Annotated in this window: 20 protein-coding genes; 2 read left to right on the top strand and 18 right to left on the bottom strand. The window is 58.6% G+C overall.

The window, feature by feature from the left end:
- Positions 1 to 1125: 1125 nt before the first annotated feature.
- Positions 1126 to 1905, bottom strand: coding sequence for an enoyl-CoA hydratase-related protein (locus tag IVB54_RS40885; RefSeq protein WP_247300055.1), 780 nt, complete (start codon positions 1903 to 1905; stop codon positions 1126 to 1128).
- Between the two features lie 74 nt (positions 1906 to 1979).
- Positions 1980 to 3191, bottom strand: a complete 1212-nt coding sequence (locus IVB54_RS40880) for a CoA transferase (protein WP_247300053.1) — start codon at positions 3189 to 3191, stop codon at positions 1980 to 1982.
- A gap of 257 nt (positions 3192 to 3448) precedes the next feature.
- Between IVB54_RS40880 and IVB54_RS40875 the strand changes: the two genes are divergently transcribed.
- Entirely contained in the window at positions 3449 to 4894 is a 1446-nt protein-coding gene (locus IVB54_RS40875) for an aldehyde dehydrogenase family protein (RefSeq protein WP_247777612.1), read from the top strand.
- Positions 4895 to 4952: 58 nt separating this feature from the next.
- Here IVB54_RS40875 and IVB54_RS40870 read toward each other — a convergent pair whose 3' ends face one another.
- From IVB54_RS40870 to IVB54_RS40860, 3 genes are all read right to left on the bottom strand, one after another.
- A complete protein-coding gene (locus IVB54_RS40870; protein WP_247300047.1) occupies positions 4953 to 6305 on the bottom strand; it encodes a PLP-dependent aminotransferase family protein in 1353 nt (450 codons plus the stop codon).
- A gap of 226 nt (positions 6306 to 6531) precedes the next feature.
- Positions 6532 to 7524: an AraD1 family protein gene (gene araD1 / locus IVB54_RS40865; RefSeq protein ID WP_247410757.1), complete on the bottom strand. Its 993-nt coding sequence runs from the start codon at positions 7522 to 7524 to the stop codon at positions 6532 to 6534.
- Between the two features lie 10 nt (positions 7525 to 7534).
- On the bottom strand, positions 7535 to 8686 hold the full coding sequence (locus tag IVB54_RS40860) for a glycoside hydrolase family 88 protein (RefSeq protein ID WP_247478079.1): 1152 nt from the start codon (positions 8684 to 8686) through the stop codon (positions 7535 to 7537).
- Between the two features lie 1079 nt (positions 8687 to 9765).
- Here IVB54_RS40860 and IVB54_RS40855 point away from each other — a divergent pair.
- A complete protein-coding gene (locus IVB54_RS40855) occupies positions 9766 to 10440 on the top strand; it encodes a hypothetical protein (RefSeq protein ID WP_247371500.1) in 675 nt (224 codons plus the stop codon).
- Here the strand turns inward: IVB54_RS40855 and IVB54_RS40850 are convergent.
- From IVB54_RS40850 to IVB54_RS40790, 13 genes are all read right to left on the bottom strand, one after another.
- A complete protein-coding gene (locus IVB54_RS40850; protein WP_247777611.1) occupies positions 10415 to 12190 on the bottom strand; it encodes a phosphoenolpyruvate hydrolase family protein in 1776 nt (591 codons plus the stop codon). The genes IVB54_RS40855 and IVB54_RS40850 overlap by 26 nt on opposite strands.
- Before the next feature lie 33 nt (positions 12191 to 12223).
- Positions 12224 to 13336 (bottom strand): sn-glycerol-3-phosphate ABC transporter ATP-binding protein UgpC, encoded by a 1113-nt coding sequence (gene ugpC, locus IVB54_RS40845; protein WP_247337842.1) that lies wholly within the window; start codon positions 13334 to 13336, stop codon positions 12224 to 12226.
- A complete protein-coding gene (locus tag IVB54_RS40840) occupies positions 13336 to 14163 on the bottom strand; it encodes an HAD-IIA family hydrolase (protein WP_247440355.1) in 828 nt (275 codons plus the stop codon). Before IVB54_RS40840 ends, ugpC begins: the two co-directional genes overlap by 1 nt.
- Entirely contained in the window at positions 14156 to 14926 is a 771-nt protein-coding gene (locus tag IVB54_RS40835) for an SDR family oxidoreductase (RefSeq protein ID WP_026233437.1), read from the bottom strand. Before IVB54_RS40835 ends, IVB54_RS40840 begins: the two co-directional genes overlap by 8 nt.
- Positions 14923 to 15864 (bottom strand): ribokinase, encoded by a 942-nt coding sequence (locus IVB54_RS40830; RefSeq protein WP_247777610.1) that lies wholly within the window; start codon positions 15862 to 15864, stop codon positions 14923 to 14925. Before IVB54_RS40830 ends, IVB54_RS40835 begins: the two co-directional genes overlap by 4 nt.
- On the bottom strand, positions 15861 to 16721 hold the full coding sequence (locus tag IVB54_RS40825; RefSeq protein ID WP_247369497.1) for a carbohydrate ABC transporter permease: 861 nt from the start codon (positions 16719 to 16721) through the stop codon (positions 15861 to 15863). Before IVB54_RS40825 ends, IVB54_RS40830 begins: the two co-directional genes overlap by 4 nt.
- A gap of 10 nt (positions 16722 to 16731) precedes the next feature.
- Positions 16732 to 17667, bottom strand: coding sequence for a sugar ABC transporter permease (locus tag IVB54_RS40820; RefSeq protein WP_247369499.1), 936 nt, complete (start codon positions 17665 to 17667; stop codon positions 16732 to 16734).
- 82 nt (positions 17668 to 17749) lie between these two features.
- Positions 17750 to 19135 carry a sugar ABC transporter substrate-binding protein gene (locus IVB54_RS40815; protein WP_247478073.1) on the bottom strand — a complete coding sequence of 462 codons (1386 nt, stop codon included), beginning with the start codon at positions 19133 to 19135 and terminating at the stop codon, positions 17750 to 17752.
- Positions 19136 to 19272: 137 nt separating this feature from the next.
- Complete coding sequence (locus tag IVB54_RS40810; protein WP_247369503.1) at positions 19273 to 19557, bottom strand: hypothetical protein; 285 nt, start codon at positions 19555 to 19557, stop codon at positions 19273 to 19275.
- Between the two features lie 347 nt (positions 19558 to 19904).
- Positions 19905 to 21623 (bottom strand): ABC transporter ATP-binding protein, encoded by a 1719-nt coding sequence (locus tag IVB54_RS40805; protein ID WP_247371507.1) that lies wholly within the window; start codon positions 21621 to 21623, stop codon positions 19905 to 19907.
- A gap of 1 nt (position 21624) precedes the next feature.
- Positions 21625 to 22404, bottom strand: coding sequence for an ABC transporter permease (locus IVB54_RS40800; protein WP_247478071.1), 780 nt, complete (start codon positions 22402 to 22404; stop codon positions 21625 to 21627).
- Positions 22405 to 22493: 89 nt separating this feature from the next.
- Positions 22494 to 23450, bottom strand: coding sequence for an ABC transporter permease (locus IVB54_RS40795; RefSeq protein ID WP_247376991.1), 957 nt, complete (start codon positions 23448 to 23450; stop codon positions 22494 to 22496).
- Positions 23447 to 25150, bottom strand: a complete 1704-nt coding sequence (locus IVB54_RS40790; RefSeq protein WP_247369511.1) for an ABC transporter substrate-binding protein — start codon at positions 25148 to 25150, stop codon at positions 23447 to 23449. Before IVB54_RS40790 ends, IVB54_RS40795 begins: the two co-directional genes overlap by 4 nt.
- Positions 25151 to 25163 lie beyond the last annotated feature (13 nt).

The following is a 25163-nucleotide window of genomic DNA, read 5'->3' as shown; positions in this document are numbered from 1 at the left end:
CGCGCTGTGAGGGGCGAACTCAGGCGAGAAGACCGAGGTGCGCGGAGAAGACGTCCCCGAGCCATTTCGTTTTGATATTGCAAGCAGCCTGCATATGCGAGCGTCTGGCTCATTTCACCGTTTCCCTCCTGTTGCACCCGCGCTTTGCGCGTCGCGTTCGTCTTTCTATGGCGATGGCGCCGTGAGTTGGCGGCATCCTCCGCGGGCGAAAAGTGCCTCTCGCTCACGGTCGCTATTTCCCAACGCCGGTCGTACTTGCCCTAGTCCGTACGTGAGGAGCACAACACGCAGATAGCCCAATGTCAATATTGCGACACAGCAATACGGTCTTGGGCTAGCTAATTACTTGTTTTTGCGATCGGCAGAGCTCCTGCGGAAAATATGGAGCGCCTGTAAGGCGCTGGAGAATAGCGTATTCTAGCCCAGCTGCCGTATTTCCCGGCCCGATTGCGCTATCCCAATCCGCGCGTTGATTGCCTTGCGGGCCTGAAATGCTGAACGTCTCGACGAAAAATGGCTCTGAACCGCGGACTCCGCGGGAGCGATCAGCGCCCGCCTCTCTCAACGTCCGGGCGCAACTGAACAACACCAACAATTCAAGTGCTCAAAGGGGAAAGGCCATGGACAGCGGCGTTACGATGGGCTGAGTCGGAATCTCCGGTCGCCGTCCATGGGACTCACGCGCACGAGCAGGTGATCGCGTTCGCGGACATGTCGCTGTACTCCCATCCTAACCACCTTGACGAAGCATAGTGGAAGGCAAACGGCTGGGCCGCCGTCATCCGAGGTGTCGGCAATGCTTCAGTAGATTGCTGCGCGGCCCTGTCATACGGCGAAGACGGTTTGCGCTTTGCACTTCTTGCGAGGTGCGACGAAGGTGCGCATCACTAACAGTACGCACGAGTCAGTCGCCGTGGCGTCGCACATCGCCCGTTTTAGGAACTCAGCCACTGGGCGGTTACATCGCGAACCTAATACTGCGAACGGCTCCCTTACTCTCAAGCCGAGAGGGGAGCATGGCCAGGTAGTGGCATTTCAATTGGTGAAGACCGCCGCCTTATGGCTCGTCATGGTGGAGCCGTTCCGCACCAATGACGGAAGGCAAAGGCCCTTCCGTCGAATATCTCATTCTCCCCGATATCTGGGCGGGCGTTTTTCAAAGAAGGCATCCATGCCCTCTTGCTGGTCCGAAGTCGTGAAGGCCACCCGAATTGCCTGTCGTTCGAATTCCACACCCGCATCCAGAGGCGTCTGATACGCGGCGAGCACCGCTGATTTGGCGAGTTCGACGGAGCGCGGCGGCTTCTGCGCAATGAGGCCTGCGATCTCGAGCGCTCGCGCGCTCGCCGTGCCGGTGGGGACGATGTCCGCGATGAGCCCGGCACGCAGCGCGGCCTGAGCAGAAATTGGCTGACCGCCCAGAACCATCAACATTGCCAATGATTTTCCTGCTACGCGGGTCAATCGTTGAGTGCCGCCATCGCCAGGGATCACGCCAATATTGATTTCCGGCTGCCCAAACTGTGCATTCTCGCCCGCCACCACGATGTCGGCGAGCATGGCCAGTTCGTTCCCGCCGCCGAAACATACACCTTCAACGGCTGCAATGATGGGCTTCACGCAGGTCGTAATATCTCTCCAATCATTCCGCCTGATAGGGTTGTTGATGGCTTCGAACCCGCGCTGCTGCATTTCCTTGATGTCCGCGCCCGCACAAAAGAAGGCGTCGCCTCCTGTGAGCACGATGCAACGTACCTCCTCGTCGGAAACGGCAGCGCGGCAGGCTTGGGCAATATGTGCGATGAGTTCATTGCTCAGAGCGTTTCGTTTCGCATGTCTATTCATGCTCAACAGCCGAACATGTGCGGACGGCGTGGAGGCGATGACGAGGTCTGATGTGGTCAAAGCGTGATCCGCGAAGGTTTGGCTTGGAGTTTATGGCGCTTCTTCGCGCAAGCCGCGAACGAAGGCCACGGCGGCTAGCCGAACGCCCTTCTATTGCGGGCATCGGTAATGGTCTCGACTGAGAATCCGAATGAGGACAACACCTCGTCGGTGGCAGCACCGATCGGTGCTGGGTGGATCCGGATGCCTGGCGGGGTACGCGACAGGCTAATCGGAAGACCGGCCAACGGGACGGTTCCGCGCCCCGGTACATCTACTTGCCACATGATGCCATTGTGCGCAGTTTGGGCCTGACTGACCGCGTCCGCGATCTCATTGACGGCCGTGCAAAGGAGATCCACCTCAGACAGTCGCTGCACCACCGCCTCGGTCGTGAGTGAGGCTATCGCCTCCGCGCAATGTTCCTGAACCCTCGAAAGATTCGCAACCTGACCTTCGCGGGTTGACAGCTCAGGTCGCGTGCTGATGTCGGGTAGACCGAGCGCTTGGCACATCAGCCCAAGCGGATTGTCACGGAACAGCATAACCACCGACACCCAGCCGTCTTTAGTTTTGAAGAAGATCGACTGACTGATCCAGTTCGTCTTCGTTCCGTAAATGCTCTCGCTCGCAATTTCACAGAGTTGCATGGCGAGTGCAACATCGTACAGACAGGTCGAAACGACTTGGCCGAGCCCGGAGGTTTGACGTTCAATAAGGGCCGCGAGAACACCTTGTACAAGCGACATAGCAGCGCCGTAGTCAACGATAGGCGAATTGGTCAAGTGAGGCGGTTGATGCTCTTCAAGCCCGCCGCGAGCAAGCCCGCTGAAAGCCTGCGCCAACATATCCTGGCCGGGCCGGCTCGCCAGAGGCCCGCTTTCACCGAACCCGAACCCAGCGGCATAGACCAACCGAGGATTGCGCGCGCTCAGTTCGGGGAATCCGAGGCCTAGTCGCTCCATCACGCCCGGTCGGAAGTTATGCATGAGCACGTCGGCCTTATCGACCAGCTGAAGCAGGATTTCCTTGGCGACTGGGTTCTTGAGATCCAGGGCGAGTGTACGCTTATTCCGTCCCATGGCTGCATAGTAGGAGCTCATTCCGCCAACCCGAGTCGCCTCGAAATCGAGCCCACGGGTGATGTCGCCCTGGGGTCTTTCGACCTTGATGACGTCCGCGCCGAGATCGCCCAAGACTTGGCCGGCAAGAGGGACCTGCATCACCATTCCTACTTCCAGCACGACAATTCCATTAAGGGCGCCGGCTTTCGGGGTGAGCGTGTTGTCTGCGGGTTCAGCGATCACTTGGCGACCTCTCTAATGAATCTGATTTTGGCTGGCCACAAGCCGGCACACGAAAGCTACAGCACAACTCTAAGCAGGTCAAATCATATGCTAGCTCAATGCGGCATTGATATATCCCAATATATGTGGAATTGGATTGCGGCGCGGTCGAGCACTGTCCCCGGGAATTCCGGTACCAACGCCGGCGTAGAGCGATGATGAATTCGCCATCGCGCCCGCATGGCATTTTTCGACGAACCTAATTTGGATGGACACCGATGAATTTGAATTACATCGCCGGGGAATGGCTTGCTGCGTCGAACGCAGTGCCGAACGTGAATCCTTCGAACACGTCCGACGTGGTCGGCGAATTTGCGCAAGCTTCGGCAAGCGATGTGGAGCGAGCGATTGACGCGGCATTCGACGCTTTCCGAGCCTGGTCCCGTTCAACCATCCAGACTCGGCACGATTGCCTCAATGCGATCGCCGCCGAGATCCTTTCACGGAAGGAGGAACTTGGGCGGCTTCTCTCCCGCGAAGAGGGTAAGACCCTTCCAGAGGGGATTGGCGAGGTCACGCGTGCAGGACAGATCTTCCAGTTCTTCGCGGGTGAATGTCTGCGTCTCCCAGGCGAGAAGCTGCCGTCCGTTCGCGCTGGGGTGGACGTCGAGATTACCCGAGAACCCGTGGGCGTTGTGGGGCTCATCACGCCCTGGAATTTTCCCGTCGCGATCCCTGCCTGGAAGATTGCTCCTGCTCTCGCGTGCGGGAACACGGTCGTATTCAAGCCAGCAGAGCTGGTGCCAGGATCGGCGCACGCGTTAACGGAGATCATCTCGCGCGCAGGTATTCCGCCAGGTGTGTTCAACCTCGTCATGGGCCGCGGCTCCGTCGTTGGTGAGGCCATGCTGAAGAATATCAAAATTGCCGCGATTTCATTCACCGGCTCGACTTCCAGGGGGGAATACATCGCGCAGAGTTGTACGACGGCTCATCCGATGAAAAAGGTTCAGCTTGAGATGGGCGGGAAAAATCCGATGGTCGTTCTGGACGACGCCGACCTCAACGTGGCCATCGAATGTGCAGTGAACAGCGCCTTCTTCTCGACGGGCCAGCGTTGCACTGCCTCCTCCCGCTTTATCGTGACAGATGGCGTCCACGACGATTTCGTTGCAGCAATGGCAGAACGTATGAAATCCCTTGTAGTGGACGACGCCTGCAGAGCCGGAACCCACATTGGCCCGGTGGTCGATCAGCGTCAGCTCGATCAAGATCTCAGCTATATTCGTCTAGGCCAGGATGAAGGCGCCAAGCTCGTGGCTGGCGGCGAACTGCTTAGTCGAGATATGCCGGGCTTCTATTTATTTCCTGCCCTCTTCGCGGAAGTCGACAATCGAATGCGGATCGCACGAGAGGAAATATTCGGACCCGTTGCAACGGTGATCCGTGCTCGTAACTATGAAAATGCCCTGGAGATCGCAAACGATACCCCGTTCGGACTGTCGGCTGGGATTTGCACTTCGAGTCTGAAGTACGCGAGTCACTTCAAACGCAATGCTCAAGCGGGGATGATCATGGTCAACCTGCCAACCGCGGGGGTGGACTACCACGTTCCGTTCGGCGGCCGTAAGGGCTCATCCTACGGACCGCGCGAACAGGGCAGATATGCCGCCGAGTTCTACACGACAGTCAAGACGTCCTATTCCTTCGGCGGCAACATCTGACCAGGTGCCACTTCCGGAAGAGACAGCACAACCAGAATGCGCTTGGCGCATTCTGGTTTCAGATGATGGACATGTCAGCTTCGTTGGTGGGCTCTAACGATCCGGCCAATTGCCGCAAGGCCCACTCGAGATCCTCGATACGATCCGGCACGCCGATCGAGATTCGCAATCCCGAGATCAGCGACGGATCGACAAGCAGAGCGGAAGACGGCGTGGTGATCACTCCGCGTTGCAATGCTCGGGCGGCAACATGCTCGACGGCGCCACTCGGCAAATCCAGCCAGACGTGAAAGCTCGGTGGATGGTTGGGCCTAACATGCGGCCGTAGGATCTGTGAAGCGAGTTTGACGCGGTTCTTCGCTTCTTGTGCCAACGACTGACGCACCTTGGCGGCAAGGCCGTTCTCGATCCACTCGGAGGCGATCATGGAGGAGATGGGAGACGCCATCCAAACGGTCGCCCGCATGGCCTGATGGATACGGGGTATATACTGTTCGGGCACGACGAGCATGCCCAGGCGTAGGCCGGGCGCCAGACATTTCGACAGCGTATTGACGTAGAACGTCCGCTCCGGAGCCAGCGAGGCGAGAGGAATGCTGGCCTGGTCCAAGAAGCCGTAGGCATCGTCCTCGACGATTAGGATGTCGTGCTTGCGTGCAATTCGCACAATCTCCTGGCGGCGAGCGGCTCCCATGATTGTGGCCGTGGAACTCTGGACCGTGGGCATCGTGAACAGCACTCGCGCATTGCCCGAAGCCGCCGCTCTGTCGAACGCTTCCGGAACGAGGCCTTCGCTATCCATTGGAAGCCCGACCAGCTCAAGCTTGGCGAAATGAGCGTACGATTTCATGCCATGGTAAGTGGCGGCCTCGACGAATACCTTGTCACCCGGCTGACAAATGGCGCTCAGTGTCAACGAGAACCCGTGTTGCGCCCCATTCGTGACGACGAGATTGTCAGGTCCGGTATCGAAGCCGGTATCGCGCAACAGCCTGGCGAACTGGCTACGATGATCCATCACCCCGGACTGAGAGAGGTAGCCGACATAATCGGAGATGTCACTGGGGAACGTCCACCTGCTATCTGCGAGCACTTTCGGCAACCGCGAGGGGCCTGGTATGTTCAAGCTCAGGTCGATCACCCGCCCGCGAGACTGGACGCTCTGGCGCTGTTCTGCAACAAACGTCCCCCGGCCAACGTGGCCAACGAGCAGGCTTCTGCGTTGCCCCTCTGCGTAGGCCTTGATCACCGTGCCGACGCTGAGACCGAGGCGCTCCGCCAAGTCACGCTGAGTCGGGAGTTTCGCCCCGACAGCAAGCGACCCGGACGAAACGTCCTTCTCAATAGCCTCGAGTAAACGGAGAAAAGCGGGTGCCTTGCCGGGGCGCAGTTCGGGATACCATTTTTGCATTTCAACCGCTTATCTTAGAGGACCTTGACCTTCAACTCCCGAGGCCGAGCTCGCAATCATGAATTTGGGCGAGAAGCCGCTGATTTTCAACAGATTTCCGACGTGTCGAAAGACGGCGGAGCGCTCCGGATACAGGAGAGGTCAGTGACCGCCGCCTCGCCGCACCGTCACTCGCTCCATGAAGGACCCAAGCGTCACTTAGGTAGACCTGCCTCGATTGTGAAACCTAAAGTACCTTGACCGAAAGGAGCTCCGTCTTTTCGTCCGCGATAAGTGGGTTGCGCAATGGTCGGCCAAACGCTTTCGATTCCACCTCGAAGACGTCACCGCTGCGCGGCCTGACCCCGGCGGCGAAGCTCAAAACGCTCGCGCCGAAGAAATGCACGTGAACATCACCCGGCCGACGGAAACCGCGATACTTGAAGTGGTGATGTTCAAGGTTGCGGATGGTATGTGACATGTTGTCTTCGCCGGAAATGAATTTGTCAGACCAGATCGTTGAACCGGCCCGCGATACGCGCACGGTACCCGTTACGTCACTCGGGAGCTCGCCGAGCAAGGCTTCGGGACCGTAAGAGCACTCGCGCAATTTTGAATGGGCGAGATAGAGATAGTTCTGCTGCTCCATCACGTGATCCGAGTACTCGTTGCCGAGGCTGAAGCCCACACGCAGGACCTCCCCTTGGTCGCCGATGACGTAGAGGCCCACGACCTCTGCTTCATCGCCGCCATCTTCGGCCCACGCCGGCAAACTAAGCGGATGCTCGGGAGGCACCGCCCACGAACCATCCCCCTTGTATGCCCACTCGGGCTGCACCCCGATGCTTCCATGATTCGGCTTGCCACCTTCAAGACCGAGTTTGAACATGCGCATCGAGTCGGAGAGATCATCTGCTGCTAATTTTGCGTGCATGGCATCTCGAGATTCGGCGCTTCCGAGATGCGTTAGGCCCGTCACGGAAATGGTGCAGCGGGACGGCTCCGCATGATCGAGCGGCAGAAGCAACCTCTTCTCGGCAACAATTTCGTCATAATCGACTTCTCCCTCACCCCCCCGTGCCGAAATAAGTTGTTCCAAGGACGCATCCGAGCGCGCGGCTTCCAGCGCAAGCTCGCGGACGCTCGTCGCATCTTTGACGACCACCGGCTGGGCACCATCATTGAGAATGGCGCCCACCTGCCGACGGCCTTCCGGCGTCACAAATTGAACTAGTCGCATCTCGCGTTCCTTACACCTCAGAGGGCTGCAGGCGACCGCTGAGCATCAGCAGCGCCTCAAACAAATAATAGCTACCGAAGATAAGCTCGGCATTTTTGACGTAGTCCTCGGGCCGAGAATCTTCCCGTTTGTTGAAGCAGCCCTCGACCAACATGCCGACGGGTCTGTTGTCATCGTCTCCCAACGGGGTGAGATAGCCATCGACGAGAGCGGCGGCCGTCTTTTCCGCAGCATCTTTGTATTTTTGACGCTTGCCTTCACAGGGCGCGACCGAACTCAGCTTGAACAGAGTAGACGCCATGAAGGCGCTCGCGGCTGTGTCTCGTTCAGTATTCGGGGCCGCAGGATCGTTGAAGTCCCAGAAAGAAATGCCGTCGGCTGGCACGTGATCAATCCACCAATCCGCACCCTTGACTGCGGCAGCAAGGAAGCGCTCGTCGATGCCTCCCGAGAGGCAACTGATGGTCGAACCCAGCACGCCCCATGCCTGCGCCCTCGCCCAAACGCTGCTTTCGCTGTATCCCTTGTGCGTATAGCGTTGAAGCACTTCGCCACTCTGCACGTCGAGGGAAGAGGATTGAACGAAGGCACCATCTTCTCGTTGATGGATTGAGAGAACCCGGGCTGTATGTTTGGCGGCGACGTCCAGCATTTGGCTGTCGTTCGACTCCCTTGCAGCCCAAAAGAGCAGCAGAGATACCACCAAGCTATCGATGCTGCTTGCGGTCGCTCCAACATGTGATCCTTCTTCGGCATTTGCGCCGAGCGGCACCAAACCCAGCTTGGGGTCGAATCGATGTTTGATGTCTCTTGCCGCCGCGAGACCCAACTCTCGCGCTGACTTGCTTCCTCCGAGCAGCGCCCCCAGGCCCGCACCGTAGTAGAACGTCGCAGCCTTGAAGGCTGTGTCGGCATTTACGCGGGATACGAGACGCTTACAGACTGCGTCAGCCAAATGCTTGTAGCGCTCGCCCGCCTCGTCTCGCGACGCAAGCCACAACATTCCGAGCCAGTAGCCGCCGGTCCAATCACCATGAGCTGTCGTTTTCCAGATTCCGGTATTTGGATCGGCCCAATGCGGGAAACTATCGCCAACCTGCTGCGCTGTCGAACGAATGCGATCTTTGATGCGCTCGATCGCTTCATCCCAGTTCCTAGTCATCTCACGTCCTTGTTGCCGTTATCGGGCGCTTGGCCACTCCATACACATGGCAAGGGTTGCATGATTATTGAGATATATCAATCGCGGATTGGTTCAGCTCTCTTGGTTGACATCGGGGCATTGCCCTCTTATCGTCGCCCGACTAGCCCGCACTTGCTTGCCAAATTGCTCGTCGGGTCACGATTGGTGCGACGGTCTCGATTTGTCCTAAACGGCGCTCACATGGCCACTCGCGACTGGCTATCGGTCCGAGTCGCAACGGGCATCGGCCTCGAATACTGCGAACGTTCCCCTGCAGGAGCCGCGCGAATTCGTCCTCACAAGGCTAACGCAACGTCCAACAAGTTTCGGCTACGATCTGGCCGGACCCTTCGCGGTCGGAATGTACGAAGATCGGGCGGCGTCACCCGGCAAGAGCTCTAAAATTGGTACAACCCTCTGTCGTGCCTAAGAGGAGGCCGGACATCCCGAAGATCACCCTTCCGAGACTGACGCGCGTGGAGGCTGAGCAGATATCAACGAGCATTGGAACGAAGACCAGCAGATGCGTTGAGCCTGCGAGCGCCTCGGCCGACGTGAGAGACCAGCTTCAGTAGATCCTTCGAGACGAACATTCTCGCAGGTCATAGCCAAGATGAACAAGTTCTATCTTATGCACCAAGAAAGTCTGCGTGCTTCTCCCGCCGCCCTTGGTGTCCGGGATCGAGGACTTCGACTAGGAGGAGATCGCCGCGCCGTACAGACTTATCGGGTGTCGCACGCAGAATGCCGACCTGCTTTTACCTGCAATCTGATTAGTATGTCCGCGGAAGGACCGGATGGAGCCACACTCCTGCGAGTGCTTCGAAGATGGTCCCCCGCAGTTCAAAAAAGCACGCCTGCTCGGAAAGCTTCTGACGGAATGGGTGGCATCGCATGCCCTCACTGGCCCGGAACCTGAAAAAGAGGCCGCTGCTGGACTTCTCCAACAGCGGCTTAAGTCGAGGGAGGAAGCAGACAAGCCCGGTCTGCCAGCGGATCCGGCGTGCGCTCACATGTAGACCGGGTTCAAATCACGTGTAAGATCGGCGAATGATACGATGAGTAAAATCGGGTATAATGCGTTGAAAGTGACAGGCATCGGGAAACTTGCCAGTCTTCTGCCCGTCGGCCGTAAAGGTGCGTCGTTGGAAATCTACGCACCATCTTTGCGCAGCCTTCCGAAGGGCTCCATACTCGTGATGGCTACCTTGCCCATTATCGATTGGAATGACTGTCTGCTGCGCGGCTTGCAAAACGTTTCCGAGATAACGCGCGCCCACACGTACGCGGCCATCATGATGATCGATCCGTTCGCGTGTTGGGAGGACGTTGCCGAAGCGTTGAAAAAAGCTGGGGTCAGCGGAGTAGTAAATTTCCCACCAGCGTCCATGATTGAGCGATCTGCGGCTGGCGAACCGGTCGATTCCGGCCAGGAGCTCGAACTTCGGCGCATGGAATGGTTTGCTAGCCTGGGGTTTAAGATCTTGTTCGCCGCTGCCGATGATGCTGCAATGATATCGGCAGAGAGACGTCTTGGTCCGCATCTCCATGGCATTGTCTACTTGCCGGAAACGGCTCTCGCGCTGAGGATTTGCGACGAGATGGAATTGGCCAGGCTTGACCAACAGGGGTCGTCGATCCCAAAGTTCGCGCTCTTGGACGTGACAGCTTCAAGGCGGCCGTTGGGCAAAAACAAGAGGGCAACTGCTACTCCAAGATCCTCAGCCCCTTGATCTTGTTGTACAGAGTTTTTCTTGAAAGCCCCAGATACCGGGCAGTCTTCCCTCGATGCAGCTTGTTTCGTTTCAAGCCCTCGATGATCCACTCGCGTTCGGAGAACACGCTTGTCGGCTTCAGAGGTGATGACGCCGTCAACAGTGGCCTCAGGACATCAGCCGTAATGTGCGTTTGTTGCAACGTCACCAGCTGATTCACGATCTGGCGTAATTCTCTCAAATTGCCCGGCCAGTTGTGGCCTGCGAGCGCCAAGAACGCAGAATTTTCTATACCGAGCGTCTGGGCGTTCGAATCTCCTTTAGCCTCGACCGTGAAATGCTGAACAAGCTGCGGAAGGTCCTCGAGACGATCGGGCAGCGGGGGTAACCCAATATCCAGCCCGGCAAACAGCGCAACAAGCCGAGGGCATAGTACAGCGTTAAGAGCCCCCCCGCGAGCAACGGTTGCAGTTGCAATGATCCGTGCAGAGGAACGTGCCAGTGCTACGCTATTCAGCGGCGTGAAACTGCCGGTTTCCAGATAGTCGGCAAGACGCTCTTGCCCGTCCCGCGACAATTGATCGACATGCATGAGCAGGATCGTAGAATCCGTTGCGGTTTCCAGGAGCGACACTTGGCGTCGCCTGGTCTCAGTCTGCCCGGCGCCGAACAGGACGCCGACCGTATCGATGGCTGGGCCGGGCCGACATTGAAACAGCGCCGGCTTGGTCAGTTTCTTGTCGCTGAAGGCGTGGACCAGACTGGCTATTCGTCGCTTTCCTGACCCCGCCTCGCCCCACACCAGCACAGGACTGGGATGGCCTGCCAAGCGCCTTGCAGTCTCGAGCACGCGCTTCATGATTGAGGATTGCGCGATCACACCGTGCCTGAACCCGCTCAATTGGAGCTGACGCTCGAGAAGATCGACCTTCTCCCGCAACAAGTGAATGGTCTTGAAGCCTGAAGTCACCTCAAGGACCGACATTTCCAACGGGACGCGGTCGAGCGACGAGCCGCCGATGAAGCCCTGAACACCTGTTTCGCGGCAGATATCGAGGAGTTCGTCAGGCTTCGTAATTGGCCCGCCCCCCATCAGGCAGATCGTGTTCCTGTCGATGGATTGAGCGACGCGAGCAACAGCGCTTGTGCGCGCGGCGAGCTCGGACAGGCTGATCGTGGGGTCGCATCCGCTTTCGATCGGCCGGTTGAGATTGAAATTGATGCAGATGGCCTCGACGCCGGCTTCGACCATGCGCCTTGCCTCGGGCTGGGTGCGCGTATAGCCGATTGCCATCAGGCCGTGTTGTGCAGCTTTGACCAGGAGTTCGATTTCCCGCTCGTAGCCAAGGCCAGACTTTTCCAGCAGAGATCTTCTGTAGTCATCGATGTGGATCACGGAAGGAAAGTTGGTGACCCCGGAAAAGCCCCACCTGATGATGCGCTCGAGAAAGCGGTCGATGTCGAGCTTTGGATCGAAGGTACAGGCCCCGAAAAAGACTGGCAATTTCGTTGAAGGCAGGATCTCGGTCCGGCCGAAGCCAGCCACGAATTCGTTGCTGTTGCGGATCGGAAGAATTGAGGCAGGTGAAGAGCCACCCATTGCGCGAAACCGGCCGGCATTGAGCGCAAGCACGAAATCCGCGCCCGCCCGTTCGGCAGCTCTGGCGGCCATGCCTGATCCGATCCCCGCCCCGAGTACAAAAGAACGAGAGTTCCGGAAGAACCGCCTGATCCCGCCGCCCTTGACCTGGTCCACCCGCGTGTGCATGCCGTCCCGCCTCCTGCAGGGCAGGTCGGAAGGCTAGCTCCAATTTGCCGGCGCATGCAACCGTCGCAGCGCATTTCCGTTCATCATGAAGAGGTGGCAGTCCGCCGGCGAAGCCGCAAGACGAACCTTGCCGGACCTACTGGGCGCCGCCGCGTTCGGTGCCTTGGCAACCATCGATTCTCTGCCAGCATTGCCGTAGATGTAGGTGACGCTGCCAAGATGCTCGACGAAATCGACGTCGATCTCGATCCCAATATCGGTCTTCTCCGCCGCGGATGGAGAGAAATCATCGGGGCGAATTCCGACCGTGATCGGCTTGCCGACAAGCGATTGGTTCGGCTGGACGGGAACGAGGATTGTCGCGCCTGCATCGAGCTTGACGCCCATGCCCGTCGCGTGCGCTGATTCGATGTGGCCGCTGAGAAAATTCATCTTAGGCGATCCGATGAACCCGGCGACAAAGCGAGATGCCGGATTGTGATAGAGGTCGTGCGGACTGCCCACTTGCTCGATATTGCCGTCCTTGAGTACGACGATCTTGTCGGCCATTGTCATTGCCTCAACCTGATCGTGGGTCACGTAGATCATGGTGTTGCCAAGCTGCTTGTGTAACTTGGCAATCTGCACCCGCATCTGCACCCGCAACTCAGTATCGAGATTCGACAGCGGCTCGTCGAACAGGAACACTTTGGGTTCGCGTACAATGGCACGCCCGATAGCGACGCGCTGCCTTTGTCCGCCTGAAAGTTGCCGAGGCTTGCGTTCCAGCAGATGACCGATCTGCAAGAGTGATGCAGTCTCGGTGACCCTGGCCTTAATCCCGGCCTTCGGAACTTTGGCCATACGCAGGGGGAAGGCAAGGTTCTCGCGCACGGTCATGTGCGGATAGAGTGCGTAGCTCTGAAACACCATGCCGATGTTTCGGTCGGCGGCATCAACGTCATTGACGACTTCATTGTCGATCAAGAGCCGCCCGCCGCTGATACGCTCGAGCCCTCCGATCATTCGGAGCAGTGTCGACTTGCCTGAACCCGATGGTCCAACGAACACGACGAATTCGCCATGTTCAATGATCAGGTCGACATTCCGCAGGATTTGGATCGTCCCATAGGCCTTATTGATACCTTCCAGGCGAACATCGGCCATCACGCTCTCCTCGGTCGCTGGCTTCCAATGGTGGCTCGGGCTATCCCAACCTCAGACAGGCTGGACACGATGAAATCGGGCGATACCAGTGAGGGATCATCTCGGGGCGGCACGCCGGTCGTGACCAGCACGGTCGGAAGCCCTGCTCTCTTGCCAGCCTGAATATCAGTCTGAATCTGGTCTCCGATCATCAAGGTGGCGCTGCGTACCGTGCCCAGGCGGGAAAGTGCAGTCTCGATCATATGCGGCTCCGGCTTACCAACAATCAAAGGCTCCACTTTCGTGGCGGCAGCCACGGCGGCGATCGTAGCTCCTGCCCCGGGCTCGAATCCACCTGCCGTCGGCAACAGGAGGTCGGGGTTGGTGCCAATAAAGGCTGCTCCATTTAGGATCGCGTCGACCGCAATCCGCAGCTTCTCATGCGTAATTTGTCGATCGAGCCCCATGACCACGGCGTCGGGCTTTCGATCCGTCACCTCGAGCCCCGCGTCTGTCATGGCTTTCGTAAGGGATGGCGCGCCGATGACGAATATACGCCCAAACTTCGGGTATGTAGCGCGGATGAGCTCGGCGGCGGTGATGGCGCTGGTGACCACGTCCTTCGGCGCAATAACAAGCCCAAGGCCTTCCAGTTTTCTGACGACATCTGCTGGCGTGTGCGTCGAGTTGTTCGTCACGAAGCAGATGGGCAATCCGGCTGCCTGCCACCGTCCAAATGCCTCCACGGAATCGACGATAGCCGCGTTGCCGCGGTAGACGACGCCGTCGAGATCCGAAATGATACCGTCCACTGGCGGCCAAATGGGGGGAGAAGCGACACTAGCCATTCATCAGCATCCCGCCATTCACGTGTACGATCTGCCCGGTCATGTAGGAAGCTGCAGGACTTGCAAGAAAAACAGCAAGACCTGCGATATCCTCCGGCACGCCGACCCGTCCGAGCGGGATACGGCCCCCGTGACGTGCCTCGGTTTCCTCGCGCGGGCGCCCATGCATCGGTGTATCGATGATCCCGGGCGCAATGGCATTCACATTGATCTTGTGTGGGGCACATTCATAGGCGAGCAGCTTGGTGAGGTCGTGAACAATTGCTTTCGACAAACAATAGTCGGCGCCGCCCGCCTGGTAGTTAAAGACTGCACCTTGGGACGATAGCGAGGATCCGATATTGACGATCCGGCCCCCTTTGTCCTTCATGAAGCGCTCGATCGCGAGCTTTGAGCAGCGCAGGACCGCGACCGAGTTGATCTGGATGGTCCGCTCGATTTTGTCCGCATCGCCATTCAGGAGCGGTTGGGCAGATTTGACGCCCGCATTGTTAACCAGCACATCGAGCCGGCCAAAGTGCTTGGCGACCGCGTCCAGAACCCTATTAACATCGTCCTCACTTGCGACATCCATCGCCATCGGTAGTACGCCGTTGCCATGGGGCAGGCTTGCCAGAGTGCTCCTGAGAGTTTCCAGGTTGGCATCGGTGGCAAGGACATTCGCTCCACCAGATCGAAACGCATTCACGATGGCAGACCCGATGCCGCCCCCGGCACCGGTCACGAGCACCGTTCTGTTTGAAACTGAGAACTGTTCGGTCATTCCAACTCCAGGATCGTTTGGGATTTCAGAAACTCGTCAACGGTCTCGGCGCTCGGCATGGAGCTTTGCGCGCCGCGTCTAGTCACACAGAGCGCGGCTACCGCCAGCGCTTTCCTGACCGCTTCTCTCAAGGGCAGCCGTTCGGCCAGTGATGCGGCGAATGCTCCGTTGAAGGCATCGCCTGCGGCGGTAGTATCGACCGCTCTCACGGGAAAGGCTCGCAGGGCAAAAGAGCGGGTCTTATCAGCATAATAGGCGCCCTGTGCCCCGAGGGTGATCAGCGCGGCACCTGGCCCGAGATCAAGAAGCTTGGACGCAGCGTGGGCGGCACCTTCAAAGTCGTCGACCTCGATACCTGTCAGCTCAAAAGCCTCTGTCTGGTTCGGTGTGACGAAATCGACACAGCTCCACGCTGTCGACGGAAGCCCGGACCTCACTGGCGCCGGATTGAAGATCAGCTCGAAGCCCTTGTCCCGCTTCAGCTCGAAGAGCCTGTTGAGCGCTCCGACCGGCATACCCATTTCGGCGACCACGATCGCATTGTGCTGAATGAATTCCGCGGCGTTCTCAATCATCTGCGGCGTGACGTTTAGGTTGGCGCCGGGATCTATGACAATCATGTTAGTGCCGTCGTCACCGACCATGACCAGAGCCGAGCCGGAGACTTCGCCCGGCGCGATTTCGATCGCGTCGGCGCAAACGCCGGCCTCTGTCAGGGACTGCAGGAGCCAATGACCCGCATCATCATCGCCAAGGCGCGTGTAAAAGTGCGGTCTCAAGCCAAGCCGAGCCGCGGCGACAGCCTGATTGGCGCCTTTCCCTCCCGGGTGACGGGTCAGCGTTCCCATCAGGCTTTCACCTGGCGTTGGCAGCCGCTCGACATTGAAGCAGAGATCGAGGTTTGTCGTTCCGAAGAACATCAACGGCCTGGCACTCATTTTACAGCACCAAAGGTAAGGCCACGCTCCAGGTGGCGCTGGCCGATGACGATCAGGATCACGGGAATGATCATCGTCACGACCAATCCTGCCGCCATGACGGGATAGAATTGCACGCCCGGGTTTAGCAGCTTGAGCAGAGCGACGGTTACCGGCGCCTTGGTCGAAGAGAGGATCAGGCCGAGGGCAAAATTGTGCCACGCGAGCAGGAAGATGAGCAGAGAGGCCCCAATCAGACCAGGTTTCAAAAGCGGCAGCACGATATGCAACACGACCCTGACCGGCTTGGCGCCATCCATGGCAGCCGCCTCTTCGATGTCCTTTGGGATATCTTCGATATAGGAGCGGCTCAGCCAAACGATCATCGGCAGTGTGACGACCTGGTAGACCCAGATCATGCCGATATAGGTGTCATACAGGCCAATCGTTTGGAAAACGCTGAACAGGGGGATGACGACCAGTAGGACCGGGGCAAAGCGGAACCCCAGAATGAAGAAGGCAATGTCTTCTTTGAGGGGTATGTCCCGTCTTGCCAGCACGTAGCCGGCAGGGACCCCCACGAGCAGGGACACGATGACAGAGCCAAGCGCTATGACAACGCTGTTCGTGATCGGGGTCAGGAAATCGATCTTGATAGTGCCGTAGCTGGTTGCTCCGGCTTGGGCGACGTCAAACAAGACGCGAAAGTTTTCCAATGTCGGCGAGAACAGGAAGGTCGGCGGCCAGGTCATGACCTCTGCCTGCTGCTTGAGCGACATCATCACGATCCAGACAAGCGGGAAGGCCAGGATCAATGCGCAAATGCCGACGAGCAGGTTGAGGATCAAATTGACGGAGGTGGCGCGTCTCAGTCGCATACGTTGGCCCTCAGCTGACGCGCTGCCGCACGACGCGCCACAGCTTGACCATGGCGAACGTTCCCACCAGCACGATCATCCAGTTGACGACCATGAGGGCTGCACCACGCCCGAAGGCGAGATTCTGGAATGCGACAATGTAGGCGCGCACGGAAAGAACGGAGGTGCTATCTCCAGGCCCGCCTTGCGTAGTGCCAAAGATGATGTCGAACTGATTGAGCGATTCGATCAGCCGAAACACAGCCGCGATCAGAATGTAGGGAGCGATCAGCGGCAACTCGATATGCACAAAGGTTGCCCACCCTTTTGCGCCATTGACACGCGCGGCCTCCCTCACTTCTTCATTGATACCCTGAAGGCCTGCGAAAATGATCAGCGCAAAGAATGGCGTGTAGGTCCAGACGTCAATCAGGACGAGCGAGAACATTGCGGTGTTGGGATCTGAAATCCATGCAAAACGGGCGATTCCTGCAAGCGAGAGCAGATAGTTAAGGATCCCGCTTTGCGGGTCCATCATCGTCGTCCACATGAGCGCTACGCTCATCGGAGGCAGCACGAGGGGCAAGAGGATGACCGGCCGCATCAGCCGTGCAACGATGACTTCTGTCGCGAACAATTTTGCAAGTGCAAGACCGAAGGCAGCCTCCGCAACCACCGCCGATCCGGCGTAGACAAGAGTGGCCCGAATGCTGTTCCAGAAATCATCCGACTTGATCAGCGCTGCATAGTTGTTGAGGCCGACGAAGTGGACCAGCGGCCGACCGAACTTGAGATCCGTCAGCGACTGAAAGACGCCATAGAAGAACAGAAAAAGAAAGCCGAGCAATATGGTGATCGCTGGCGCTATGGCTGCGATGCTCCACCAGTCAAGATGCGACTGCTCGGCGCGCGTGACCGCCTTATCGTTTGACGCAACAAGTGGGCTGGCTGAAGACTGCAGCGTCACGAGCCCGTCGGATCCTCGAAGGTCCATCTCGGTCTATCTCTAAAATGCATGGGGCGGCGATGAGCTCGCCGCCCCATTTGTTTCACATTGACGAACGGATTTCCGAGGCAAGGGCGGCCAGCGTCGCCTTCACGTCGGCTCCGTTGACCATTTTCTGCATGGCTACGGCCCATGCGTTCATTGCTTCGGCAAAGCCTACGCGGGCTGTGAAGGCGAGTTGCGCCCGTTCCTGCACGGTTTTAAACGTGTCTACGAAATTGTTGAACTCTGGCTTTGCCGCATAGTCGAGCCAGGCCTTGTCGCTCCAGGTCGAGGCGCGCGGAGAGTTGACGAGCTTGCCGGCGATGGCGCCGTTCAGCTCGACTTGCTTCGATGTCGCCCATTGGATGAACAGCCAGGCGCCTCCTTTTTTCTGGGACGCAGCGTTCATCGCAAGCGACCAGATCCAGATATTCGACTCGAAGTTCTTGCTAGTCGGTGCGTGCAATGGGGGTGCGAACGCGATTTTGCCGGACGCGGGCTTGCCAGCCACGTCGTTCCAAAACCCGAACATATTAGAATCAATCGCCATCGCGGTGCGCCCTGAATTGATGCCATCAACGACCTGGTACCAGTTGTCATTGGCAAAGGACGGCGCCGCGCATTTCTTGATCATGTCCACATAGTCTTTGTGGAAGGCGATCGACTCGGGCGAATCCAGCCCTGTCTCCAACTTGCCGTCCTGGACGACGAAATCATGCACGCCATAGGACCTGGCAATCGAGATGGCAGCTGTGTGGATGCTGCTCCAAAAGCGCACGCCGCGCACGCCCAAAGGGGTGATGGCGGGATCCGCAGCCTTCAGCTTTTCGCAGGCGGCGGACATCTCTGGCGGAGTCGTTGGGACCCCAATGCCGTATTTTTCAAGTATGTCCTTACGGTAGAACAGCTGGATGTTCTCAAAGCCATGCGGGATCGCCCACACCTGCCCGCTTCCTGGCTCGATTTGGCCTTCCTTGACTTTCCAGGTCAGCGCATCCCGCAATGCAGGGAAGAAATCCTTGTAGTCGTAGCCCGCTGCCGTGAGCTTAGCGTCGTTCAGATACTGATCGAGCGGCTCGAGCAACTGGCCCGGTGCGAGATCCCAGGCCGGTTGAATGCCCGTACCCACCACGTCCCAGCTGCGGGATTTTGTACTGAGCTGGATGGTCAGCTTATTCCAATAGGCATCGTCGGGATACAGTTCGGGCGTCACCTTGATGCCGGTGAGTTTCTCGAATTCCGGCAACTGGGCCGCGACCGCGTCGGCATACGGATGAATGTCGTAGGCCCAGACGATCGACGTGCCTTCGAACTGGCGCCAGTTGATGTCCTCCGCCTTAGCTTGGGAAAACGCCATGGCCGTTCCGGCCAAAAGCGTGGAGCAGATGAGAGCTTTTTGTGCAAAACTAGCCGTATGGCCGCGCAAAGCGGCGAGCGTCCTTGGCATGATTCCCTCCGATGGGCTCTTTGGCCCGCAAACCACGCGCCCCCTCCTCTTCAAGCGGCCGCGGCGTTGCCGAGGCTAATCTTCGCGCATCTAACGAAAGCGGCCTTTGAGGCTCGGATTGGGTAAGGTTGGGTAAGTCAAAAAATCGGGCGATTGGGAAGTATCGATTGGAAGAAGCGGAGTTTGGAATGGGCCCCGGTTGACGACAACAGCCTGGCGAGCGCTGTGATGGCTGCGTTTGTACCCCAGTTCGAGACGAACAGCACTAAGGCGCACAGGGCGAGCATCGCGATCGGTGCTCCGTTGCCGTATACGATATACGGCTTCTGGAGCGCGATCCAAGCGGCGATGTGATGGGCGTTAGTGCAGCCAAGAGATATGGGCGCAGCAATATTCGCGTTGAAGCGGTCGCCGCCCTGCACGGCAATCCTGTCAGGAGAAAGCGCTCAAATGAATCTGCACCTACTCCATCCCGTCACAGGTGGAGAAGTCGTGAGATTCCCGGAGAGATCGTCGTGCATGGCGGCAATCAGCAAGCAACATAGACTCTAGAGAAGCTTGTGCGGCTTGGACCGCGCGCATACTCGCCTTCAATGAGCCGGCTCGACCATATCAGGAGCGGTCTCGTCTATTGGTTGAGACGGATCCTCCGATCCGTTTGCGGGCAAGAGGTATCGGCAGCCCCGATGGGATTGGCGGGACATCGGTCTCGGCGGGCAGTATATTGGTCCTCGATCCACGCTAAACCTAACCGAAAGTACTGGCGCATTCATGCGACCTCTCCGCTGACGAGGCTAGACGAGCGATCGCTTGCGACAGGTCGGACGAGGCGAGGTACCGCAGCAATCAGACGCTTGGTATAGTCCGCCCGTGGATTGAGGAAAACCTCATCCGTATCGCCACTCTCGACGACGCGTCCATGGCGCATGACCATGACCCGGTCGCTGAGATGGCGAATCACGCCGAGATCGTGCGAGATGAAGAGATAGCTCATACCGAGCTGCGCCTTGAGATCCCCGAGCAGGTCGAGCACCTGCGCCTGGATCGAGACATCCAGAGCGGAAACCGGTTCATCGCAGACGATCACGGCTGGCTTTGGCGCGATCGCACGCGCGATCGCGACGCGTTGGCGCTGGCCGCCCGAGAGCTCCAGCGGCCGGCGATCCAGGAATGCTGGCGATAGGCCCACCGACTCGAGCAGCTCAATAATGCGCAGGCGACGCTCCGACCCGGTGTCCACATCAAGGAGGCTGTCAGATATGATGCGGCCGACGGTCCAGCGTGGATCAAAGGAGCTGAGCGGATCTTGATAGATCACGGAGATCGAGCGGCGTCGCGCCCTACGCTTGCGTTCGGCGATTTCGCTCCACGCCTCTCCCTGGAACAGAACGGCTCCCTCGTCGGGAGTATCCAGAGCCATCGCCAGGCGGGCTGTGGTGGATTTACCTGATCCTGATTCCCCCACAAGGCCCAGCGTTTCGCCTGACCGAAGCTCGAAGGACACGCCGTCAACCACCGTCCGCGGGACGCCATCAGGGCCGTTGAATCGCTTCACAAGATTGGTCGCACTGAGGATGATTGCAGTGGATTTAGGCGAGTGTGGTTGTTGCAGCGGGCTCAGAGACTTGGGTAGGCGTGCAATCGCCGTGGACGACAAACGGGAGCCGCGGGGACGTCCCGAGGGTACCGCGTTCAGGAGCTGCGAGGTGTAATCGTGTTGCGGGTCGCCGAAGATCTGCGCAGCTGGTCCACGCTCGACGACCTCGCCTTCGCGCATGACCAGAACATCATCCGCCATGCGCGAGACCACCGCCAGGTCATGGCTGATCAGGATCAGAGCCTTGCCCCGTGCCTTGGTTTCCTCCAGCAGCGCCAGCACCTGTGCCTGCACGGTCACGTCGAGCGCGGTGGTTGGCTCATCGGCGATCAAGAGGTCTGGATCGAGTGCGAGCGCCGACGCAATGAGGGCTCGCTGGCGTTGGCCACCGGACAATTGATGCGGCAGCTGCCGGGCTTTGATCTCAGGCTCAGGAACCCCAACGAGTTCGAGCAGCTCAACCACGCGGCGTTTGAGTTCCTCACGGGAGTGGACAGCACGATGGAGAAGGAGGCCCTCGCCGATTTCTCTGCCGACCTGACGGAGTGGATCGAGCGAGAGAAGGGCGTCCTGCAGCACGAAGCCGATCTTCTTGCCCCGGATGAGCCGCCATGAACGTTCATTGAGGTCAGTCAGGTCTGTCCCTGTGAAGTTCATCTCGTGCGCATGAACATGTGCCCCATGGCCCGCAAGCCCGACGAGAGCGCGCGCGGTTACGCTCTTGCCGGAGCCGGATTCGCCGACGATCGCGAGGCAACGCCCCGATCGAAGCGAGAACGACACGCCACGCACGGCCGTGCCGTTTGGATTGTCGCGTCCGAATGACACGCGCAGCGAATCTACGTTGAGAAGACTTGGCTGAGGAGGCTGGGGGGGAAGAACATGCAACATGTCAGCCCTTTCCTTCGAGGCGGTTCTGCAGATAACGTCCGATCACCGTCACGCTGAGAGCAAAGATCACCACTGCCAGACCCGGCATGATCTCGAGCCACCACGCATAGATCACGTAGTTGCGGCCAGCATTCAGGAGCGCCCCCCATTCAGGGGCTGGAGGGGGAACACCGAGTCCCAGAAACGCAACGCCCGATGCCCAGATGATGGCTTGGCCGACGCCAAGCGTGATCATCGCGGTCAACGGGTTCATGGCATTGGGGAGGATGTGCCTTCGCACGATACGCCAATACGGGTGTCCAAGCGCCTTGGCTGCCTCCACATATCCTGCGCCCTTAACAGACAGGACCTTCCCCCTGATCATCCGGGCATAACCCGGGGTTGTTCCGATCCCGACCGCGATGACCAACGTCAGCACAGTCGTGCCGAAAACGGCCACGAACAGAAGCGCAAGGAAAAGCACCGGTAGCGCGAAGAGTGCGTCGAGCAAACGGCTGAGAACATTATCGATGGCTCCGCCGCAAAGACCGGCGGCGAACCCCAGAACGAGTGCAATTGACACGCTCAACGCGGTCGCGCCAAGACCAATGGTCAGGGACTGCCCTGCCCCTTCAACAATGCGGGAGTATAAATCGCGACCGGACTGATCAGTCCCCAGCCAGTGGCTTGGCGAGGGGGCCTGTAGTGAGGACGCCAGGTCAATCGCCAGCGGATCATGGGTCTGTAGCAGCCAGGGCGCGGCCGCCGCTGTTAAGAAGAACGTAACGATGGTTATGGCCAAGCAAACCCGCAAAGGAATTGCCTGTGCCGTTGAAAGTGCTTCCCTCCAATAGCGAGATTTGAGGACGTCTGGTAGCGCGGCAGAGCAAGTCATGCCAATTTGATCCTTGGGTCAACGATACTGTAGGCGAAATCGACGGTCACGCTGACAATGACAAACAGGCCAGCGGAGACCAGAATGACGCCGGAGACGACGGGAACGTCGCGCGTGGCTGTAGCGGCGACCAGGACGCCGCCAAGTCCCTGTCGGGCAAAGACGGCCTCAATTAAAACGGCACCGGACAGAAGCTTACCGAACGCCCAGCCTGACAAGGTGATTGCTGGCAAAGCTGCATGGCGCAGGACATGACGAAACCGCACACCGAGATCGCCCATGCCTCGCGTTCGCGCCGAAGTTACAAAGGGCAACTCGAGCAAACGCGTGAACTCACTCGTAACGACTTGCCCGAAGAGCCCAGACAGTTCCAACGCCAGCGCCAGGGTCGGAAGAATGAGGCCGATCGCCGAATTTCCTCCCACCACAGGAAAGATGCGAAGCTGTACGGCAAAGACGACGAGCAGGATGGTGGCTAGCCAGTAAGGCGGCACGGTCGCCAACAGAACCTGCATCCCGCTCAGCAGCTTTGCCCAGAAATTATCTCTCCCGGCTGCAAAAACTGTGGTCAGAATAGTGATCACCCACGCGGTTAAGAGCGCGGCGACCGCAAGGAGGACGGTTGGCCCAATCTGTTCGGCAATGATGGCTGTCACTGGCCGGTGCTGGTGGTAGGATTGGCCAAGGTCCCCCTGCAAAATCCCGGAGATGTATTTCGCGTATTGCAAGAAAATCGGCTGGTCGAAGCCATATTTTGCGTTGATTGCCGCAAGCTCTTGTCGAGGGGCCGCCCCTACATTGCCGCTGACGACGTTGAGAATGATCTGGGCGCGGTCACCTGGCAGCAGACATTGGACAAGGAAGGTGAATGTTGCCGCAGCCCATACGGTCGCTGCGGCGGACAGGATGCGATGTGCGAACCACACGGCCCGTCTGCGGGCTGCGACTTTCACGGGGCGGATTTCTTGTCGAAATAGCTATCATAGAAGACCGGCTCGCCGACGGAGCCGCGGTCGAGCCAAATGTCCTTTAGATGTGCTTGCACAGCTAGAGTGACGTCCAGGACTGCGAACCCCACGACAGGAGCGTCAGCGACGATCTTGCGCTCTGCTTCCTGATAGAGCGCGGTTCGCTCAGCATTGTCGAAGTGTTTTTCGGCCTTCTGAATAATGTCCCACAGTGCCCGGTCCTGGTAGCGTGAGGGATTGAAGCGATTGAGCTCACCATTAAGGTCAGGCTTCCAGGAGATGCGGAAGATTTCAGCGCCGGGAGCAACCCAGTAGAGAAGGACGACCTCGTAATCGTTCGGACCGAGATTTTTCCCGGCGAAGAAATCGGCCTGGTTCGTTGGCTGAAGCCGCACGTCGAAGCCGGCAGCCTTTGCCTGCTGTTGGATCACCTGCACGGCCTGCTCACCGTCGGGCTTCAAGAACGAACTCGAATAGGAGATGCGTACGACGAGCGGCTTGCCATGCTTGAGGCGAACGCCCCTGCTGTCACGCTCGGTCCAACCCGCCTGATCCAGGAGCTGATTGGCTTTGCCGACGTCATACCTGTATGACGGGGCAAGCTCGCTAATATATTCGGGCGAGCTTTGGCTTAGCGCGCCATTGCCTTCAAACGGCAAGGAGCCCAGGAACGAGGACTCGACCGCGGCTTTTCGGTCGGCGGCATAGGCAAACGCCTGGCGAACGAGCAGATCGTCAAAAGGCGAGCGAGCCGTATACAACGCCAAGCGCAGGGGCGTGCCACCCGTAATGTGCCGCAAGACAGTGAAGCGCGAGTTCGCATCTTTCCAAGCGACGGCTGGAACGTCGTAAGCTGCATCAGATTCCCCGGTTAGCAGAGAGCCATACCGAACGGTCTGATCGGGGAAGAACTTCCACTGGATCCCGTCAACGTAAGCCGGTCCCTGGTGCTTGGCTGTTGCCGGCGCGGAGTTGTAGTCGGGATTGCGGCGGAATATAACCTCTTTTCCCCGATTCCACTTCTGGACGATGAATGGACCCGATCCGACCGGGTTCTCGCAGTTCACCGCAAGTCCACGCTTGAGCGCCGTTGGCGACAGAATGCCCTGGGACGACTGGGCCAGAACATTGAGCAACGGCTGGAACGGCGCCTTTAGCGTTAGTCGAAGTGTCGCGGGCGCGATTGCCGCTGCCGATTCAAAGTTGTCGCTGAGGTAAGGAGCGGCCGTCGGATTGCGGAGGTCCGGATTGGTGCTGAGCCAGCCATTGATGTTGTCGGCGACTGCCTGTGCATCGAGCGGTGTCCCGTCGGTGAATTTCACGTTCGGCTTGATCTGAAACGTGTACACTTTCTTGTCGTCGGAGATGGTCCATGATGTAGCCAGCCATGGCACAATCTCCCCGTCCTTCGTCCGGGCGACTAGATTGTCGCTATATTGCCGCTGTAGATACCACTGCTGGACCCATCCTCCGAACAAGCAAGGCGGCTCCTGAAAGTGGCCATATCGAATAATGCCGCCGCGCCTCGTACTGTCGCTCGAACCGTCCTGAGCAAAAGTGCTGGGCGCATAGGCGATCTGCGAGAGCGTGGAGAGCGTTATTGCAATGGCTGCTGCCTTTTGCTTTCTGTAAGCGTGTGGCTGGCCCGCGAGAAGCGCAGATGATTGTGTGTCGGACAGAGACATATCGAACTCCAAG

The sequence above is a fragment of the Bradyrhizobium sp. CW1 genome (assembly GCF_023100665.1).
GTDB classification, from domain to species: Bacteria; Pseudomonadota; Alphaproteobacteria; order Rhizobiales; family Xanthobacteraceae; genus Bradyrhizobium; species Bradyrhizobium canariense_D.
Note: the sequence above shows the minus strand (reverse complement) of the source record. Positions and strands in the feature narration are given on the sequence as shown.

Bases quoted from the DNA above. Each gene is read 5' to 3' on its own strand.
- IVB54_RS40875 (WP_247777612.1), top strand. From the start codon at position 3,449: ATGAATTTGAATTACATCGCCGGGGAATGGCTTGCTGCGTCGAACGCA.
- IVB54_RS40870 (WP_247300047.1), bottom strand. From the start codon at position 6,305: ATGCAAAAATGGTATCCCGAACTGCGCCCCGGCAAGGCACCCGCTTTT.
- araD1 (WP_247410757.1), bottom strand. From the start codon at position 7,524: ATGCGACTAGTTCAATTTGTGACGCCGGAAGGCCGTCGGCAGGTGGGC.
- IVB54_RS40860 (WP_247478079.1), bottom strand. From the start codon at position 8,686: ATGACTAGGAACTGGGATGAAGCGATCGAGCGCATCAAAGATCGCATT.
- IVB54_RS40855 (WP_247371500.1), top strand. From the start codon at position 9,766: ATGAGTAAAATCGGGTATAATGCGTTGAAAGTGACAGGCATCGGGAAA.
- IVB54_RS40850 (WP_247777611.1), bottom strand. From the start codon at position 12,190: ATGCACACGCGGGTGGACCAGGTCAAGGGCGGCGGGATCAGGCGGTTC.
- ugpC (WP_247337842.1), bottom strand. From the start codon at position 13,336: ATGGCCGATGTTCGCCTGGAAGGTATCAATAAGGCCTATGGGACGATC.
- IVB54_RS40840 (WP_247440355.1), bottom strand. From the start codon at position 14,163: ATGGCTAGTGTCGCTTCTCCCCCCATTTGGCCGCCAGTGGACGGTATC.
- IVB54_RS40835 (WP_026233437.1), bottom strand. From the start codon at position 14,926: ATGACCGAACAGTTCTCAGTTTCAAACAGAACGGTGCTCGTGACCGGT.
- IVB54_RS40830 (WP_247777610.1), bottom strand. From the start codon at position 15,864: ATGAGTGCCAGGCCGTTGATGTTCTTCGGAACGACAAACCTCGATCTC.
- IVB54_RS40825 (WP_247369497.1), bottom strand. From the start codon at position 16,721: ATGCGACTGAGACGCGCCACCTCCGTCAATTTGATCCTCAACCTGCTC.
- IVB54_RS40815 (WP_247478073.1), bottom strand. From the start codon at position 19,135: ATGCCAAGGACGCTCGCCGCTTTGCGCGGCCATACGGCTAGTTTTGCA.
- IVB54_RS40805 (WP_247371507.1), bottom strand. From the start codon at position 21,623: ATGTTGCATGTTCTTCCCCCCCAGCCTCCTCAGCCAAGTCTTCTCAAC.
- IVB54_RS40790 (WP_247369511.1), bottom strand. From the start codon at position 25,150: ATGTCTCTGTCCGACACACAATCATCTGCGCTTCTCGCGGGCCAGCCA.